This is a genomic window from Streptococcus sanguinis, assembly GCF_019929145.1.
GTDB lineage: Bacteria > Bacillota > Bacilli > Lactobacillales > Streptococcaceae > Streptococcus > Streptococcus sanguinis_U.
Genome location: NZ_JAHZOW010000001.1, coordinates 634,930 through 650,963, shown reverse-complemented (window position 1 = coordinate 650,963; position 16,034 = coordinate 634,930). Strand labels below are relative to the sequence as shown.

10 protein-coding genes are annotated in these 16,034 nt (G+C 41.9%); 7 read left to right on the top strand and 3 right to left on the bottom strand.

What is annotated here, in order from left to right:
• The first annotated feature begins 110 nt into the window (after positions 1-110).
• The 7 genes from K1I94_RS03235 (at position 111) to K1I94_RS03205 (ending at position 11,736) form a co-directional block, all read left to right on the top strand.
• Positions 111-1,460 (top strand): MATE family efflux transporter, encoded by a 1,350-nt coding sequence (locus K1I94_RS03235; RefSeq protein WP_223314384.1) that lies wholly within the window; start codon positions 111-113, stop codon positions 1,458-1,460.
• Between the two features lie 228 nt (positions 1,461-1,688).
• Positions 1,689-3,932: an ATP-dependent Clp protease ATP-binding subunit gene (locus K1I94_RS03230; RefSeq protein WP_223314383.1), complete on the top strand. Its 2,244-nt coding sequence runs from the start codon at positions 1,689-1,691 to the stop codon at positions 3,930-3,932.
• 207 nt (positions 3,933-4,139) lie between these two features.
• Complete coding sequence (lpdA, locus tag K1I94_RS03225; RefSeq protein ID WP_223314382.1) at positions 4,140-5,480, top strand: dihydrolipoyl dehydrogenase; 1,341 nt, start codon at positions 4,140-4,142, stop codon at positions 5,478-5,480.
• 15 nt (positions 5,481-5,495) lie between these two features.
• Positions 5,496-6,569 carry a thiamine pyrophosphate-dependent dehydrogenase E1 component subunit alpha gene (locus K1I94_RS03220; protein WP_002897599.1) on the top strand — a complete coding sequence of 358 codons (1,074 nt, stop codon included), beginning with the start codon at positions 5,496-5,498 and terminating at the stop codon, positions 6,567-6,569.
• Positions 6,570-6,587: 18 nt separating this feature from the next.
• Positions 6,588-7,619 carry an alpha-ketoacid dehydrogenase subunit beta gene (locus tag K1I94_RS03215; protein WP_125341696.1) on the top strand — a complete coding sequence of 344 codons (1,032 nt, stop codon included), beginning with the start codon at positions 6,588-6,590 and terminating at the stop codon, positions 7,617-7,619.
• Between the two features lie 13 nt (positions 7,620-7,632).
• On the top strand, positions 7,633-8,892 hold the full coding sequence (locus tag K1I94_RS03210) for a dihydrolipoamide acetyltransferase family protein (RefSeq protein WP_223314381.1): 1,260 nt from the start codon (positions 7,633-7,635) through the stop codon (positions 8,890-8,892).
• A 243-nt stretch (positions 8,893-9,135) separates the two neighbouring features.
• A complete protein-coding gene (locus K1I94_RS03205) occupies positions 9,136-11,736 on the top strand; it encodes a PRD domain-containing protein (protein WP_223314380.1) in 2,601 nt (866 codons plus the stop codon).
• Between the two features lie 112 nt (positions 11,737-11,848).
• Here K1I94_RS03205 and K1I94_RS03200 read toward each other — a convergent pair whose 3' ends face one another.
• The 3 genes from K1I94_RS03200 to K1I94_RS03190 all read right to left on the bottom strand — a co-directional run bounded on the left by K1I94_RS03200 (position 11,849) and on the right by K1I94_RS03190 (position 15,828).
• Positions 11,849-13,234, bottom strand: a complete 1,386-nt coding sequence (locus K1I94_RS03200) for an MATE family efflux transporter (RefSeq protein ID WP_223314379.1) — start codon at positions 13,232-13,234, stop codon at positions 11,849-11,851.
• A 115-nt stretch (positions 13,235-13,349) separates the two neighbouring features.
• A complete protein-coding gene (locus tag K1I94_RS03195) occupies positions 13,350-15,311 on the bottom strand; it encodes a family 20 glycosylhydrolase (protein WP_223314378.1) in 1,962 nt (653 codons plus the stop codon).
• 79 nt (positions 15,312-15,390) lie between these two features.
• A complete protein-coding gene (locus K1I94_RS03190; RefSeq protein WP_223314377.1) occupies positions 15,391-15,828 on the bottom strand; it encodes a DUF3284 domain-containing protein in 438 nt (145 codons plus the stop codon).
• Positions 15,829-16,034 lie beyond the last annotated feature (206 nt).

The window sequence follows — 16,034 nt, the reverse complement described above, 5'->3', positions numbered from 1 at the left end:
CTTTTCCTTTTGACTATCTGTCTGGCTTATAGTATAGTAAAGATAGTTGATATTCTAAAATCTAAGCTCATTGATTTTACTTGGGTAGAAAAAGTTTTTGAGGGATTTCTATGCACCAAACTCATAATTTAAATCAGCGGATGCGGCTCTTTATTTCTATTTTTTTGCCAATTTTGATCTACCAACTGGCCAATTTTTCTGCTTCATTTGTTGATACGACCATGACTGGTCAGTATGACACCTTGCATCTGGCTGGTGTTTCTATGGCAACTAGTCTTTGGATTCCATTTTTCGACCTGTTGATAGGGATTGTGTCGGCCTTGGTACCCATAATCGGGCATCATTTAGGACAGGGAAAAAAAGAAAAGATTGCTTCTGATTTTTATCAGTTTATTTATCTTTCTTTAGGGCTATCTCTAATTTTATTTGCCTTGGTATTTGTGGGCGCTCCTCTGGTTTTGGCCCACCTTGGCTTAGAGCCCTTGGTAGAAGGAGTAGCTAAGAACTATCTCTGGTATCTGGCGCTTGGTATTATTCCTCTTTTACTCTTTAGCACCATTCGTTCTCTGTTTGATGCTCTGGGGTTGACCAAGCTTTCCATGTATCTCATGCTCTTACTTTTACCTTTGAATGGCACTTTTAATTATGCCCTAATTTACGGAGCATTTGGTTTTCCAGAAATGGGCGGAGCTGGAGCTGGAGCTGGACTTGGGACTTCTTTGGCTTATTGGGGTTTGCTCCTCATATCCTTGTTAGTAGCAGCCAAACATCCAAAAGTTCGAGCCTATGAGCTATGGAAGATTCGACCGCTAGACAAAAAAGGCTTAATCGAAGGCATTCGACTTGGACTGCCTATTGGCGGAACGTTTTTTGCTGAAGTCGTGATTTTCTCGGTTGTTGGCCTGGTCATGGCTAAGTTTTCGTCTCTAATCATTGCCAGCCATCAGGCGGCCATGAATTTTTCAAACTTAATGTATGCCTTTCCTATGAGTATTTCAACTTCAATGTCCATCATTGTTTCTTATGAAATTGGAGCCAATCGTCCTGACGATGTTAAGAAATTCTGTAAACTTGGGCGGCTGACGGCCTTGGGAATTGCTGGATTTACCTTCCTCTTTCTCTATATCTTACGTGACCGTGTGGCTGCTCTCTATGGTTCGGATACCGAGTTTATCCGTATGACATCTGTTTTTCTGACCTACAGCCTCTTTTTCCAATTAGCAGATACTTTTGCGGCTCCTTTGCAGGGCATTCTTCGGGGCTACAAGGATACTCAGGTGCCATTTTACTTAGGTTTGATTGCTTATTGGGGAGTTTCGCTGCCTCTGGGACTCTTCTTGGATCATTTTACCAGCTTGGGCCCTTATGGATATTGGATTGGCCTCATTGCCAGCTTGGTGACGAGCGGCATTCTCTTTCAGTGGCGGCTTAATCGTTTGGCTAAAAATATTACAAATTAAAGAGTATTGGTTTGTCCCTTTAGGATAAGTCAGTTCTCTTTTTTTCACAATCTTTTGTTAAAATTAGATTAAAACACGAAAAACGCTTACATTTTTTCTAGTATATTGATTGTGAAAATGATATAATAAACATAAGGTTATCAAGTTAAGTTTTTGTTAAAATAGGTTAATTTTTAAAATATTGTTTGCAGTTGACTTTGGTTTTCAGTAGAAAAGCGAGGAAACTATATGACCGAACACTATACCAATCTTTTGCAAGAAGTATTAAATGCTGCAAAGGAATTAGCTATTCAAAAACACAATTATCAAGTGGACATTCCGCATGTCTGGACAGTGCTGACCCAGCCTCAGGCTTTTGCTTTGGAATTCTATGCCGGTCTGGACCTTGATATTAATGAATTTATCAGTGTCATCAATCAGGAACTAGCCAAGATTCCTGTATTTTCACATACGGATACGAACCGCTACGGACGTCAGTATAGTCAACGCCTCAAGAATCTTTTGGATGATGCAGAGGCTGAAAGGGCGGAACTGAGGGACGAGGTGGTAACAGTAGAGCACCTGATTCTCAGTCTATTTCATCAGCAGCGAAATCCGATAACTGTCTTTTTGAAACAGGCAGGAATTGATAAGGAGCTAGTTGCGGCAAAGTTGAATAAGGTTCGCCAAGGCAAACGAGCAATCTCTCCAAGTCAGGAGAGTCGCTATCAAGCCCTGAGCAAATATGCGGCTAACTTTAATCAGTGGCTGGCTGACCAGACCGATAGACAGGTAATTGGTCGAAAAGACGAAATTGACGATATTATCCGTGTGCTGTGTAGGAAAGAGAAAAGCAATGCTATTCTCCTAGGTTTTCCAGGTGTTGGAAAATCCAAAGTGATAGAGGGGTTTGTTGGCAGATTGCTTGCTGATGATGTTCCAGAAAAATTGCAGGGCAAAAAAGTTTTTAAGTTAAATCTAGGCGGATTGATTGCTGGAACTAAATATAGAGGAGAGTTTGAAGAGCGCTTCAAGGCTGTTTTGGATGAGGTGCTGGCTGCTAAGGGGAAGATTATTCTTTACATTGAGGATATTCACCAAATCGTGACAGCAGGGCGGACGGAGGGCTCTCTTGATGCAGGCAATCTTTTAAAGCCACTCTTGGCTCAGGGACAGATTAATATCATTGGTACAACGACTTTTGCTGCTTATCGGGAAAGCTTCGAGCTAGATCAAGCTTTGGAGGGGCGTTTCCAGCGGATTCGCATTGAGGAGCCTGACCAAGATAAGGCATTGACAATTCTGCAAGGACTGCGGGAGAATTATCAGGACTTTCACGGAGTTAGGCTGACGGACGAAGCCTTGCAGGCAGCAATCAGTCTTTCAATTCGTTATCTGTCAGATCGTTATTTGCCCGATAAGGCACTGGACTTGATTGATGAGGCGTGTGCTGTTAAGAAAATCCACTTAGGCCAAGCGCAAACTGAGCAGCCAGATGTCAGTCGTGAGGATATAGCTAGTATCGTAGAGCGTATAACGGGAATCAAAGTGCAGGGAATCATGGACAATGAGCGCGAACACTTGCTAAAACTAGACAAGCTCCTGCGCCAGAGAATTGTAGGGCAAGACCAAGCTGTTCAAAAGGTTTCGGAGGCGATTTTGCGCTCGAGAGCAGGAATTCAAAATCCAAAGCGTCCTATTGGGTCCTTTCTCTTTCTGGGGCCGACTGGAGTCGGGAAGACTGCTCTGGCAAAATCCCTTGCTGAGCGGCTATTTGGTAATGAGCTGGAAATGGTTCGGCTGGATATGTCTGAGTACATGGAAAAACATGCCGTAGCTCGTTTAGTTGGTCCGCCACCAGGTTACGTAGGATTTGAAGAGGGAGGACAGCTGACAGAAGCTGTTCGTAGGAGGCTTTATTCGATTGTCTTGCTGGATGAGATTGAAAAAGCCCATCCGGATGTATTCAATACACTGCTGCAAGTCTTGGACGAAGGACGCTTGACAGACTCTAAAGGCCGTACTATTGACTTTAAAAATACTATTTTGATTATGACAAGCAATATTGGCTCTCAGCAGATTTTGGAAAGTCTCAAAAGTAAAAAGGGACTGACTGCTGAAACGCAAGATGAAGTTCTATCTTTGCTTCAACATAGCTTTAGACCAGAGTTTTTAAATCGTATTGACGAGACGATTATTTTCAACCCTCTAAGAGCAGAAGATATGATCAATATTGTAAAAATTATGGTTCGGCAACTTCAGGAAAGGTTGGAACTTCAGAAGATTCAGCTTCATCTGAGCGAAGAAGTCTATGCTTTTTTAGCCCAGAAAGGCTACCAACCAGAATTTGGTGCTCGCCCTATTCAAAGAAGCATTATGCGCTATCTAGAAACGCCTTTTGCTCGTTATTTGGTCGAAAATAAGGAAACAACTGAAATGACAGTCCATGTCAGTTTGAAAGATGGGCAACTGGATTTTAATTATTTGGTATAAGCTTCTTTCGAAAAGAAAGCGCTTACTATATAGACAAAGAAAAATGAAGAAAGGAGGTTTATCTTTTTCAGAGCAGACTGTATCTTAAGATTTCGAGATGAGTCTTAGGTATATGAATAAATAATGAGATACTTTTTGTATCTATAGCCGACAGCAATCATTTTGATTGTTGGAGCACTCTTTGCATTTTATGAAAGGAGGCCTGTTTTGTCTGTTTATGATGTTTTGATTATCGGTGCTGGACCAGGTGGTTATGTGGCGGCTGAAGAAGCAGCTCGTTTGGGCAAGAAAGTGGCTGTGGTAGAAAAGAATTCTATCGGCGGAACCTGCCTGAATGTAGGATGTATACCGTCTAAGGCCTATCTCCAGCATGGTCATTGGTTACTGACAATGGAGGAAGCCAGACGTTATGGGATTGAGAGCAATCTTGAAAGGATTGATTTTGAGAAATTGGTAGACCGAAAGAATCAGGTTGTTGCCAGTTTACAATCTGGAATTCATGCTAGCTTTAAGTCTTTAGGTATTGAGTATATAGAAGGCCAGGCCAAGTTTGTCAAAGACCAAACTTTCTCCGTCAATGGTAAAGAAATCAGTGGCAAAGATGTGATTTTGGCTACTGGCAGTTATCCTTTTGTGCCACCTATCAAGGGGTTAGAACAGATTGACTATCTAACGACGGATACGTTTTTTGACTTGAGGGAGCTTCCTGAGAAGTTGGTCATTATAGGAGGTGGCGTTATCGCAATTGAGCTAGCTTTCGCTATGGCTCCTCTGGGTGTTGCTGTTACTGTTATCGAGGTTGCGCCGGAAATTCTTTTGACCGAAGAAGCTGAAGCTCGGCATGTGATTCAAAAGAAACTAAAAAAAATGGGGGTGATGATTTATCAGGGAGCGCAGATAAAGGAAGTAACTGCTAATTCTGTCTTACTTGAGAACGAACAAGTTGCTTTTGACCATCTTTTGGTCGCTACTGGCCGCAAACCAAATCTAGAGCTAGCACAGGATATGGGTTTAGCCTTGACAGATCGTAATTTTGTCAAGGTAGATCAATACTACGAAACATCCAAAGAGCATGTTTATGCTATTGGTGATCTCTTAGAATCTTATATGCTTGCCCACGTTGCTAGTGCAGAAGGGATAAAGGCTGTAAGAGCTATCTGCCGGAGAGCTGAAGAAGCAGTTGATCCGCTGGGTGTTCCCCGTTCGCTCTACACCAGTCCTGAAGTAGCTTCTTTTGGCCTCAGCAAGGATGAGGCTGAGAAGGCGGGATACGATGTTCAGGTCCAACAGCTACCTTTCTCTTATAATGGGCGTGCTATTGCTATAGGTGAGACAGAGGGCTATGTCAAGCTAATCTCAGAAAAAAAATACCATCTTCTACTAGGTGCAGTCATCGTTGGTCCGAACGGTACAGATCTTCTGCAGAATTTGATTTTGCTGAGACAGGCTGAAGCAACGCTGGATCAAGTTCTTGAAACAGTTTTTGCCCATCCTACCACATCAGAACTAATACAAGAGGTCGCTAAAAGATTCGTTCAGGACGATTAATGAGGAGGTAAAAATATGTCAAATTATAAAGATTTACCACAACAATTGAGCAAAACAAGAAACCAAAGTGCTGTATCAGAGCTAGTAGATTTAAAAGTCTATGATGCTACTGAAGTTGAAGTAGAGCAGGTTTCCAAAGAAAAAGCCAAGACCATGTATAAAACCATGTGGGATATCCGTAATTTTGAGGAAAATACTCGGCGTTTCTTTGCGGCAGGACAGATTCCTGGTTTTGTTCACCTTTATGCTGGAGAGGAAGCGATTGCTACTGGCGTCTGTGCCAATCTGACAGACAAGGACTATATTACCAGTACTCACCGGGGACACGGTCACTGTGTTGCTAAGGGCGGAGATTTAAAGGGAATGATGGCAGAAATTTTTGGCAAGGAGACTGGACTTGGAAAAGGAAAAGGCGGATCTATGCACATCGCCGATTTGGACAAGGGAATTCTCGGTGCCAATGGTATGGTTGGTGGAGGCTTTGGTCTAGCTACCGGTGCTGCTATGCGAAACAAGTACTTGAAAACCGATAGTGTGGCTGTCTGCTTCTTCGGTGACGGCGCAGCCAATGAAGGGAATTTCCACGAATGTCTCAATATGGCGTCAATTTGGAAACTGCCAGTTATCTTTGTCAATGAAAACAACCTCTTTGCAGAATCGACACCGCAATGGTATTCTTCAGCGTCTGGCACCATTGCTGAGAGAGCGGCTGCTTATAATATGCCCGGCGTTCGTGTTAATGGCAAGGATTTATTTGCTGTCTACCAAGTAGCCAAGGAAGCTGTAGAGCGGGCTCGTAGAGGGGAAGGACCTACCTTGATTGAAGCTGTAACATATCGCGATCATGGTCACTTTGAAGGGGATGAGCAGAAGTATAAGGCTTTGGAAGGTGAAGAAAAAGACTGGGCTGATGTGGATGCTCTAGATGTCTTCCGTGACTACGCTATCGAGCATGGTCTCTTGACTGAAGAGGAACTTGATGCCATATTAGAGGAGTCTCGAAAGGATGTGGAAGAAGCTATTAAATTTGCTCAAGACAGTCCGATTCCTCGTTCCGAGTCTCTGCTGGAAGATGTATTTGCTGATTGATAGAAGGAGGTTGATCAAATGGCTAGACAACTGTTATTTATGAAAGCAATCAATGAAGCGCTGGATCAGGCAATGGCAAAAGATGATACCGTAATCCTTCTGGGAGAAGATATTGCTGGCGGTGTAACAGTCAAGCACTTGGAAGAAGAAAACGAAGATGCTTGGGGTGGCGTAATGGGTGTGACCAAGGGGCTCATGCCAAAATACGGCCGAGAGCGGGTGATTGATACTCCGATTTCTGAGCACGGATACGTGTCAGCTTCTGTTGGAATGGCTCTGACTGGCTTGCGGCCAGTACCGGAGCTGATGTTCAATGACTTTATCGGTTTCTGCTTTGACGCCATTCTGGGGCAAGGCTCGAAAATGCGCTATATGTTTGGCGGTAAGGCCAAGGTTCCGATGACAATGCGGACCATGCATGGAGCAGGAGCTTCAGCTGCAGCTCAGCACTCGGGCTCATATTACGGTCTCTTTGGTTCCATTCCTGGTATTAAGGTAGTTGTTCCAGCAACTCCCTATGATGCTAAAGGGTTACTGCTGGCTTCCATTGAAGACGACAATATCGTGATTTATTCAGAAGATAAGACTCTCTATGGTATCAAGGGAGAGGTGCCAGAAGAATATTATACAGTTCCAATTGGAAAGGCTGCTGTCCGCCGTGAAGGAACAGACCTCACTATCGTTACTATCGGTAAAATGCTTTATGTTGCTTATGAGGTAGCGGATCGCTTGGAAAAAGATGGTATTTCGGTCGAAGTAATTGACCTGAGAACAGTAGCTCCTTGGGATGAGGAGACTGTCTTTGAATCAGTCAAGAAAACTGGACGACTGATTATCATTGATGAATCCAACCCTCACAATAACACAGCGACGGATATAGCAGCTGTAGTGACTGATAAATGCTTTGATTATCTTGATGGTCCAGTAAAATGCGTCTGCGCGCCAAATGTGCCAGTGCCATTTGCTGTGAATCTGGAGCAGCTCTATATCCCTAATGCTGATAAGGTTCTGACTGTTGCTGCAGAATTGATTGACGATCTGAAGAGATAGAAGGGAGGCAAGTATGGCTACAGAAATTGTAATGCCTAAGCTAGGCTTAACAATGACCGAAGGTTTGATAAATAACTGGCTGGTCAAGGAAGGAGACACCGTAGCTGCTGGTCAGCCTGTCTTGGAAATCAGTTCTGAAAAATTGACCAGCGATGTAGAAGCACCAAGCGCAGGAGTGATTTTAAAAATTATCAGTCAGGCGGGCGATACTGTCCCGTGCAAGAAAGTAATTGCATGGATTGGCGAAGAAGGAGAATCTATTCCAGGTATGGAAGCAGAAGGAGCCTCTGCGAACCAGTCAGAAGGTGAGCAAGAGGCCGCTGATGCAGAACCTGAACTAGCAGAAAAAACTGCGACAGCAAGTTCCAACTCTGTCGGAAACAGTGAACATGGACGTATTTTCATCACTCCTCTTGCCCGCAAGATTGCTAAGGAAAAAGGATATGATATTTCCTTGATTTCAGGAACGGGAGGCAATGGCCGTATTACCCGACGGGATGTGGAAAACTATAAACCAGAGGCGCTTCCAAACCAAACACCTGAAAGTAGCTCAGCAGTCCTTCAGCATGCTGGTCAAGTTGACTATGGTGCAGGATTGACAGGTATGCGCAAGACTATTGCAGAGCGGATGATGACTAGTCTCCAGACATCTGCTCAGGTGACCTTGCATCGTAAGGTGGATATCAGTCGGCTGATGGCCTTTAGACAGGATATGAAGGATAAGGTCGCTTCTCCACTAGAAAATGGCGAAATCAGCATCACGACCCTGCTTACAAAGGCTGTTGCCAAGGCGTTGAAAGATCACCCTCAGCTCAATGCTTGGTATTTCAATGGTCAATATCAGGAAGTAGAAGATATTCACATCGGTATTGCGACGGCACTCAGTGATGGTTTGGTGGTGCCAGTCATTCGTCACGTGGATAAGCTAACGCTGGCTGACTTGGGCTTAGCTATCAAAACAGAGGCTAATCAAGCTCGTAAAGGCACTTTAGATCCAGCTCTTTACTCAGGTTCAACCTTCAGTATTACCAATCTCGGGGGAGCAGGAATTGAGTATTTCACTCCTATCCTAAATACACCAGAAGTAGGCATTTTAGGAGTTGGTGCCTTGCAAACGGCGCTGGCTCTTGACAGCCAAGGACAGGTCTACGAGCAAAAATTCTTGCCGCTCAGCTTGACTTTTGACCATCAAGTCGTAGATGGTCAGCCCGCAGCGGAGTTTCTAGCCAGTCTAGCGGACAAATTGGAGTCTCCTTACGACTTGGTTTTCTGATAAAAGAATGAATGGTGAATTTCATTCCTGAATGATAAAGAAAAAGGCCAGCTGTTTATATCATTCATTAACAGTTGGTCTTTATGTATTCTGTTATCCTCTTGCTTCAAATTTATAAAGGTTTGATAAGGAAATGACAGGATGATAGGGAGTAAGCTCTAAGGCTCTAAGTGGGTGGATAAAGCTGCAGTATAAGATAAAATGAATGACGATAGTGGGAGAAAAATATCAGTGAGGTAGAATATGAAGGTTGCCAAAACACTAGTCTTAGAATATCTAGAGCGAGAACTACTAAAGAATAATAAGCAAGGACTTGAAACGAAAGTAATTGCTGCTGCTTTAGGAATGCAACGCTCAAATGTGAGCACTATTTTGAATCAATTGGTAAAAGAGGGGATACTCGTTAAAGGAAATACACGGCCAGTTCAATACCAATTAAAAGAGGTATTTGTAGAAAATCCTTTGGATTTTCCAAGCATTATAGGTGAAAATGGCAGCCTGCGAACAGCCATCCAGTTAGCACAGGCAGCTATTTTATACCCCAATTATGCCCTTCCTGTACTTATTTTATCCGAGGTCGGTGCTGGTAGAACTCACTTCGTTAATAAAATGATGGAGTTTGCCATTCACAATCAAGCGATTAGTAAGCCTCAGTTGTTTGAAAAAATTAACTGCTTAGACTATATTGATGTTCTGGATGATTTGCTGAAGTTGTTATTTGGCTCAGAAGCGACGAAGTCTGTATTTGAGAAAGTGGCAGAAGGAATTTTATTTATAGATAACATACAAGTTCTATCTTCGGCGGATCAAAATAGATTGATTTCCTGGCTGAATCACAGAGAAGGAGAACAAAAGAGACGTCAGAAGAAAGGTTTGGTAATTATCGGAAGTAATGCTAAGCTATCTGAACATTTATCCAATAAACTTCCTGTTGTAATCCAGCTGCCTTCTTATCCGAATAGACCGATTAGTGAAAAGCTAGAGTTACTAAATTACTTTTTAGCTATCGAATCAAAGAATTCTGCGCATGATATTCAAGTACCGCGTGATGTCACTCATTCCTTCATCCTATCAGCGAATATTAGCAATATAAAAGAATTAGAATATGCAGTTCGAACTGCTTGTGCCAATGCTTTTGTAAGAAGTCTGAGGTCAGAGCTAAAAGATTTAACGCTCAGTAATGACGATTTGCCCATTCCTTATCAAGGAATTCGGCATTTAGGTAGTCATAATGTAGTTAAAATCGATGAATTGATTGGCAAACGTAAGGTGCTGATTTATGATAAGGAGTTGGGATTGCTGGATTTTCCAGAGCAAGAGTCGGATGATTTATATAACAAAATTAAATCAGAATATTCTCAGTTATCAGAAAGAGGCATTGAGCAGGATGATGTTTTTGAGGCAGTGAGAAACTATATTCAAAGCTATATTGAATACAAACCTTTTGTTAAGAAAGAAGATGAGTTGGAAAATCTTAATCAGCTTGAGACGATTGTTTCTGCTGAAGTAATCCAGTTGGTACAAGCCTTTGTTTTATCTGTTCAAAAAGAACTCAATATAGAGCTTAATTCGACGGCATATTACGGCATCAGCCTTCATGTCAATGCGATGCTTAAGCAGAAAGGGTCTTTAAATCGGCAGTTGGATAATGATGCTATTGTGAAAGTGATTCGGGATTATCCAATAGAGTATGCACAATGTTCTAAATTTGCTAGGCAGCTAGAAACAAGATTTCAACTAGCTGTTCCGATAGATGAAATCGTCATCCTCACTATGTTTATTATTGAATCCGAAAAGAAACAAGATAGTCTACGACCTATCTTGCTCTACGTTCTGCATGGTAAAGGAGTTGCCAAGTCCTTGGCTGAGTCAACCAAGATGCTGACTAAAAATAGCCAAGTGTATGGCTTTGATATTCTATTAGAAGAATCTCTAGAGGAAAGCTATCGTAAATTAAAAGAGCAAATTGAGGAGCTAGACCAAGGTTTAGGGCTCATTGTCCTCTATGATATGGGATCGATTAAAGAAATGCTGGATAAAATTCGAGAAGAAACTCTGATTAAAATCAGAGAATTTGAAATTCCCATTACTATGATTGGCATGGGGATTGCACGGCGTTGTTTGATAGAAAATGATATTGACAGTGTCTTTCACGCTTTTCATATGGAAATGAATCAGCTGTATAAAAATAGGGACCAGGAAAAAATCATCATTACACTCTGTTATACTAGCGAGGGCGGTTCTCTTCAGCTAAAGCACTATCTTGATCAGTATTCAAAGTTGGGTTACCGTGTCATTGCTTTGTCAGTTGCCAATAAGGAGATGTTGATTGAGGAAGTGATGGCTTTAAGAAAGACCTATCAAGTCCATGCTTTTGTTGGAACTTTCGACCCCCAAATTATGGGTATCCCTTTCATTTCCATTAAAGATGTTTTTGAGCAGCCCAAGGAGCACCTAGATAAGTTATTGATGTTTTTACCGACCTCTGTCAATAGCTACGATTATGAGAAAGTTTACCAATTTTTAGAAGAGCAATTTGTCTATACTTCCTTAGCTAAGATTAAAAAGATTCTTCCTGCTATTTTAGATGAATTTGATTTTTATTATCAGCTGACAGAGGAACAAACAATAGGTTTGTTTGTCCATATTGCGTGTCTGGTGGAGCGAACCCTTTCAGGAGAATGCCTGAAGAAGGGCAGTAAAGAAATTGCTGGTGTTATCGAAAAATTCCCTGATGACTATAAGCATGTTAGGAAAATCATCCGAACAGTGGAGCGAAGCTTTAAGATTCTTATAGATGACGCAGAGATTAGTGTTTTAATTCAGATGCTGCGCAAGTTATAAAATTGTATGTTAGAGTAGCAAACCAATAAAAAAGCACCTAACTCTCATTACCCTTTTTAGTCGGGATTTACACTTCCGATTTCTGTGGTAATGTTGTGATTTAGATGCTTTTTTACATGCGCTCGTGCACAAGATTATGCAGCCATTTTCCTGAGAAAACACGAGGGATTCCCCAGATTGGTTTGAGAATATCTTCGCCATTTATCACAAGAAAGATTAGCCAAATGGGAGCCTGCAAGCTAACCAGGACATAGCCAAGTGGAATGCTGAAGAGCCAGACAGGTAAAATATCTAGCAGGCAGGCATAGTTGGTATCGCCTCCGCTACGTAAAATCCCGACGATTAAAACAACACTAAAAGCTTTCGGGATAAACAACAGGGCATTTAATTGAATCATCAAGATGGTTAGCTGCTCTGTCTGATTGCTTAAGTTGTAGAGTTTCAGGGCTAAAGGCATGGCCCAGATGAGTAGGATGCTGACGATGAGCCCGATGAGAGGTAATAGAAGTAAGAAGCGCTTGGCATCTTGTAAGGCTTTTTCTACTTGATTCTCTCCAATGGTATTGCCTAGCATAACAGCTACGGCATTTCCCGCACCGCGTACAAAGACAAAGCCAATTTGGGCAATGGCGCTAGCAATCTGGGTAGAGGCCACCACTTCAGTACCTAATAATCCGATAATAGCCAAGCCAATTGATGTTCCAAGAGACCAGGCTCCTTCATTGAAGACGACTGGCAAGGTTTTTTTCAAAAATTGATAAACGAAGTCTTTGTGGAAAGCAAAGAGTTCAGCTATGCTAGCGGCTCCAGCCATCCTTGTTCGATAGACACCAAAGACTAACCAGCAAAGCTCTAGCAATCGAGCCATAAAGGTAGCAATAGCGGCACCAACCAGTCCAAGTTTAGGAAACCCAATCAATCCAAAAATAAGGACGGCATTGCCAATGATATTGGTCGCCATGGATAGGAGGCTAGCAAGAGTTGGTAAGAAAACTTCATTACTGCACCGACACATAGTAGCCAGAGAAGTTGTAATAGCTGTCATCAGGTAGGTCCAGGAGACGATAGATAAGTACTGGGCGCCCAACTGAATAGCTTCGGTATCATGAATATAAAAACCAATCAGTTGCTTGGGAAAAAGTAAAGCGACTAAAGTAAAGGAAGCGGAGATGAGCCCGCTCAGCATATAGACTAATCCCAAGGTTTTTCTCATATCAGCAATTCGCTGGGCTCCCCAGTATTGGGCCATGAAGACAGAAGCTCCGCTACCAATACCAAACTGTACAATAGTCAAGAGAAAGAAAATCTGGTTGGCAGCACCAGCAGCTGCGATTTGTTTTTCCCCTAGCTGTCCAATCATGACAACATCAGCTAGATTGACAGCGCTAGCCAGTAGAAATTGAAGAGAAAACGGTAGACTGAGACGTAAGAATTGTTTCAGAAATGTTTTCTTTTCACTCACTCTCCCACCTCCTTTCGTTTCAAATAGGATAAGCAATCAGTATGTCTAGTAACCTGATATCTAGAAAGTTTCTGCTTTTTTTGAATTGGATGATTCTGATTCCTCATAAATTTCGCTATTTCTATCTGATAGCTTGAAATAAGCCTCAAGTTTAGTGATAATAGGCAATTTGATCAACAAAAATTTGACAATCTTTGTCAGCTTCTGTTTGAACCTCTACATTCTTCAATTCCTTTTCAGGATAAGGGTTTTGAATAGGAAATGCAAAGAAAGTTTGTTGCTCTTTTTGATAAGGTTTGGTGCTAAGCGAGACTTCAAATAATTGCTCATCTACCTTATAGATGGGTTCGCCAGGTAGAGGGTTGGTATTGGTAGACCGATCCCATTCAACACTTGTTTTGCCAATGTTTTCTCCAAAGATAATTGGAACAGTGAACTCGGTTTGATCAGTATAGGTTAGTAGGATATTTCCGATTTGATAGGTTTCCATTTCGGGGAAGACACCGTCCACAAACCATTGGTATTCCACAAAATAGTCAGTAGCATAGCCAATTTCAATCCAGCTAGGATGCGCTAGTGTTTCAAGGCTGCGCGAGTGGTTTTGCAGGTCAGGATAGTGGTAATGGAAGAGATATGATAAGGTTTTATCACGGATAGTCGCATAGTCTTCATCACGATAGTCATGATTCCAAAACATCTCGTAAGCATAGGCCAAGCCGAAGAAAATGACATTTCTCTGCAGGATTACCTCATTTAAAGTGCTCCAGTTGGAGATGATAGCTCCCTTGCTCCCCTTCTTCAAATGCTCAGCCCAATGCGGAAAGAGGTAGCCTTCAAAATTACCATAACGGATGCTAAAGCCTTCTTCTAAAACTTCATCTTCCAGTTTTTCATCCAAACTCCAGAGCCAATGGAGAATTTCGACATCTTTGGGAATCTGGTGAATGGCCTGCCAGGTTGCCGGCATAATGCCAACTTTTGTGCCTGTATCTTTTTTGAACTGGGGAGTGTACATGATGATTTCTGCTCCACCAAAAGGCCCTGCATCAGGAACGATAGCGTTTTTTAGTAACTTGTCTCCCCAAATCATGGTTCGGATATTTTTCTGCTTGAGGTGGTCATAAATCTTGATAATGTCCTCTGCAAAGATATCAGCTCCAGCCTTCCCTTTGCAGCGCTCACACATGGCAATTGAATAGTATTCATCATGCCCGATATTGATGACTTCAGGTTCAAAGACCTCAATGATTTCATCCAGAACATCAAAGAGGAGTTCATAAGAGGCAGGATTTGATGGGCAGTAAGTGTCCGGATAAGGATCCTCAGGGATTTCTGCGATTTCAGGGTGGCCAAGCATCAAATAATCGCAGTGACCGAGGGATGGCACTTCAGGAATCACCTCAAAAAATCGTTCCTTACAGTAGAGGATTAGATCTTTCACATCATTTTGACTTAGAAACTCCCCATCACCATTCTCCATGTGAATGGCATTCTTGTACCAAGGGAAGGTATAGTCTTGGATTTCTTTGGTCTTGCCAGAGTATTCAGCCATATCAGCACAATATTTAATCCACTCTTGATTAATTTCAGGGTGTTTTTTATATTCCATAGCACCGCCGATTTCAATCATAATCGTATTGTACTTGAAAAAAGCAAGCATATCCACAAATTGCTTGAAGAAATCCATATTCTTACGAGACGGTAAAAAGACCTTGAGACCACGCTCGGAACAAACAGGTTCGTCGTAGGCCAAGCCATAAGGCAAGTAGCCATCCTGCAACATTTGAATAATTGAAATTGCCCCATAAAATAAGCCGCGTTGGGACAAGGCATAAACGAAAATGCCGTCTTGAGCAATCTTTACGATGTGCGCTTCAGGGTTGGATGGATAGGGAAGTGAAAAGGACTGCATGACCTCTTGTCCGACTTCTCGGGAAATCCCTTCTATGAAATGAATAGCAGGGAAAGCCAGCTGGCCATCATTTCTTGCTTTTGGATGAGCCAGTAAAGTGTCGGTTAAAATAGGCAGAGGGCTGAATATTTGAGTTTCTTTAGTGAAATAGCGACCGCTGTTTTCTTGTTTCCAATATTGAGGTGTGATGCCTTGTTTCATAATCTACTCCTTGAACTATCTGAATATCTGCAAGTCATAAATCTGGGCGCAAAAAGAAGGTATGAATCGGATTTGCCTGTTACTGAGTTTTCTCTTTTCTAGTCTTCTCGATTTCGCCTTGAATCTTATAAAGATTTTCCGAAAGACGACCAAAGTAGAGTAGCTCTCCCATCCACTTGATGAGCTTGCTTTTTGAATTTTTTGTCAATTTATTTTGTTCTTGTTCTAGTGTAACTTCTAGCCCTTTTGCGCAAGGCTTGGTCTTGTAGGAAGTAATCGTTTTTTCACTGTGGGACGAGATTTGAATGACGTAGGTTTCATGGCGATGATAGTCCAGAATCTCATAATCAGTCTTAGTATAGACATTGTCTGACAATTTTGAGTAACGAAGTCCTTTCTTTAACCTATCTATCTTTTTTGTTTGATTGTCAGCTTGATTGATTTGATTCAGAAACTCGCTTTCCAAGAAGTCATAAAATTCGTCTGAAGTGACTTGGAGTTCTCTAATAATCTTCATAAATTAAGTATATAATAAGCCCTTGTGGAAAGTAACCCCTTTAGGGAAATGAGACGGTTTTTAGCGCTTTTTTATACTCTTTAGCTTCGTGTTATACATTATCATAAAAAACGATTATTTTTTATACACTAATTTTACGATAGGTTCTAAAATATATTAAGGGAACTATTTAAAAATAGCGAGTGCCAGTGGTAAAGCACGCAAGA

What these genes read in the sequence shown, in the direction of transcription:
- K1I94_RS03235 (WP_223314384.1), top strand. Translation starts at nt 111, where the DNA reads ATGCACCAAACTCATAATTTAAATCAGCGGATGCGGCTCTTTATTTCT.
- K1I94_RS03230 (WP_223314383.1), top strand. Translation starts at nt 1,689, where the DNA reads ATGACCGAACACTATACCAATCTTTTGCAAGAAGTATTAAATGCTGCA.
- K1I94_RS03220 (WP_002897599.1), top strand. Translation starts at nt 5,496, where the DNA reads ATGTCAAATTATAAAGATTTACCACAACAATTGAGCAAAACAAGAAAC.
- K1I94_RS03215 (WP_125341696.1), top strand. Translation starts at nt 6,588, where the DNA reads ATGGCTAGACAACTGTTATTTATGAAAGCAATCAATGAAGCGCTGGAT.
- K1I94_RS03210 (WP_223314381.1), top strand. Translation starts at nt 7,633, where the DNA reads ATGGCTACAGAAATTGTAATGCCTAAGCTAGGCTTAACAATGACCGAA.
- K1I94_RS03205 (WP_223314380.1), top strand. Translation starts at nt 9,136, where the DNA reads ATGAAGGTTGCCAAAACACTAGTCTTAGAATATCTAGAGCGAGAACTA.
- K1I94_RS03195 (WP_223314378.1), bottom strand. Translation starts at nt 15,311, where the DNA reads ATGAAACAAGGCATCACACCTCAATATTGGAAACAAGAAAACAGCGGT.
- K1I94_RS03190 (WP_223314377.1), bottom strand. Translation starts at nt 15,828, where the DNA reads ATGAAGATTATTAGAGAACTCCAAGTCACTTCAGACGAATTTTATGAC.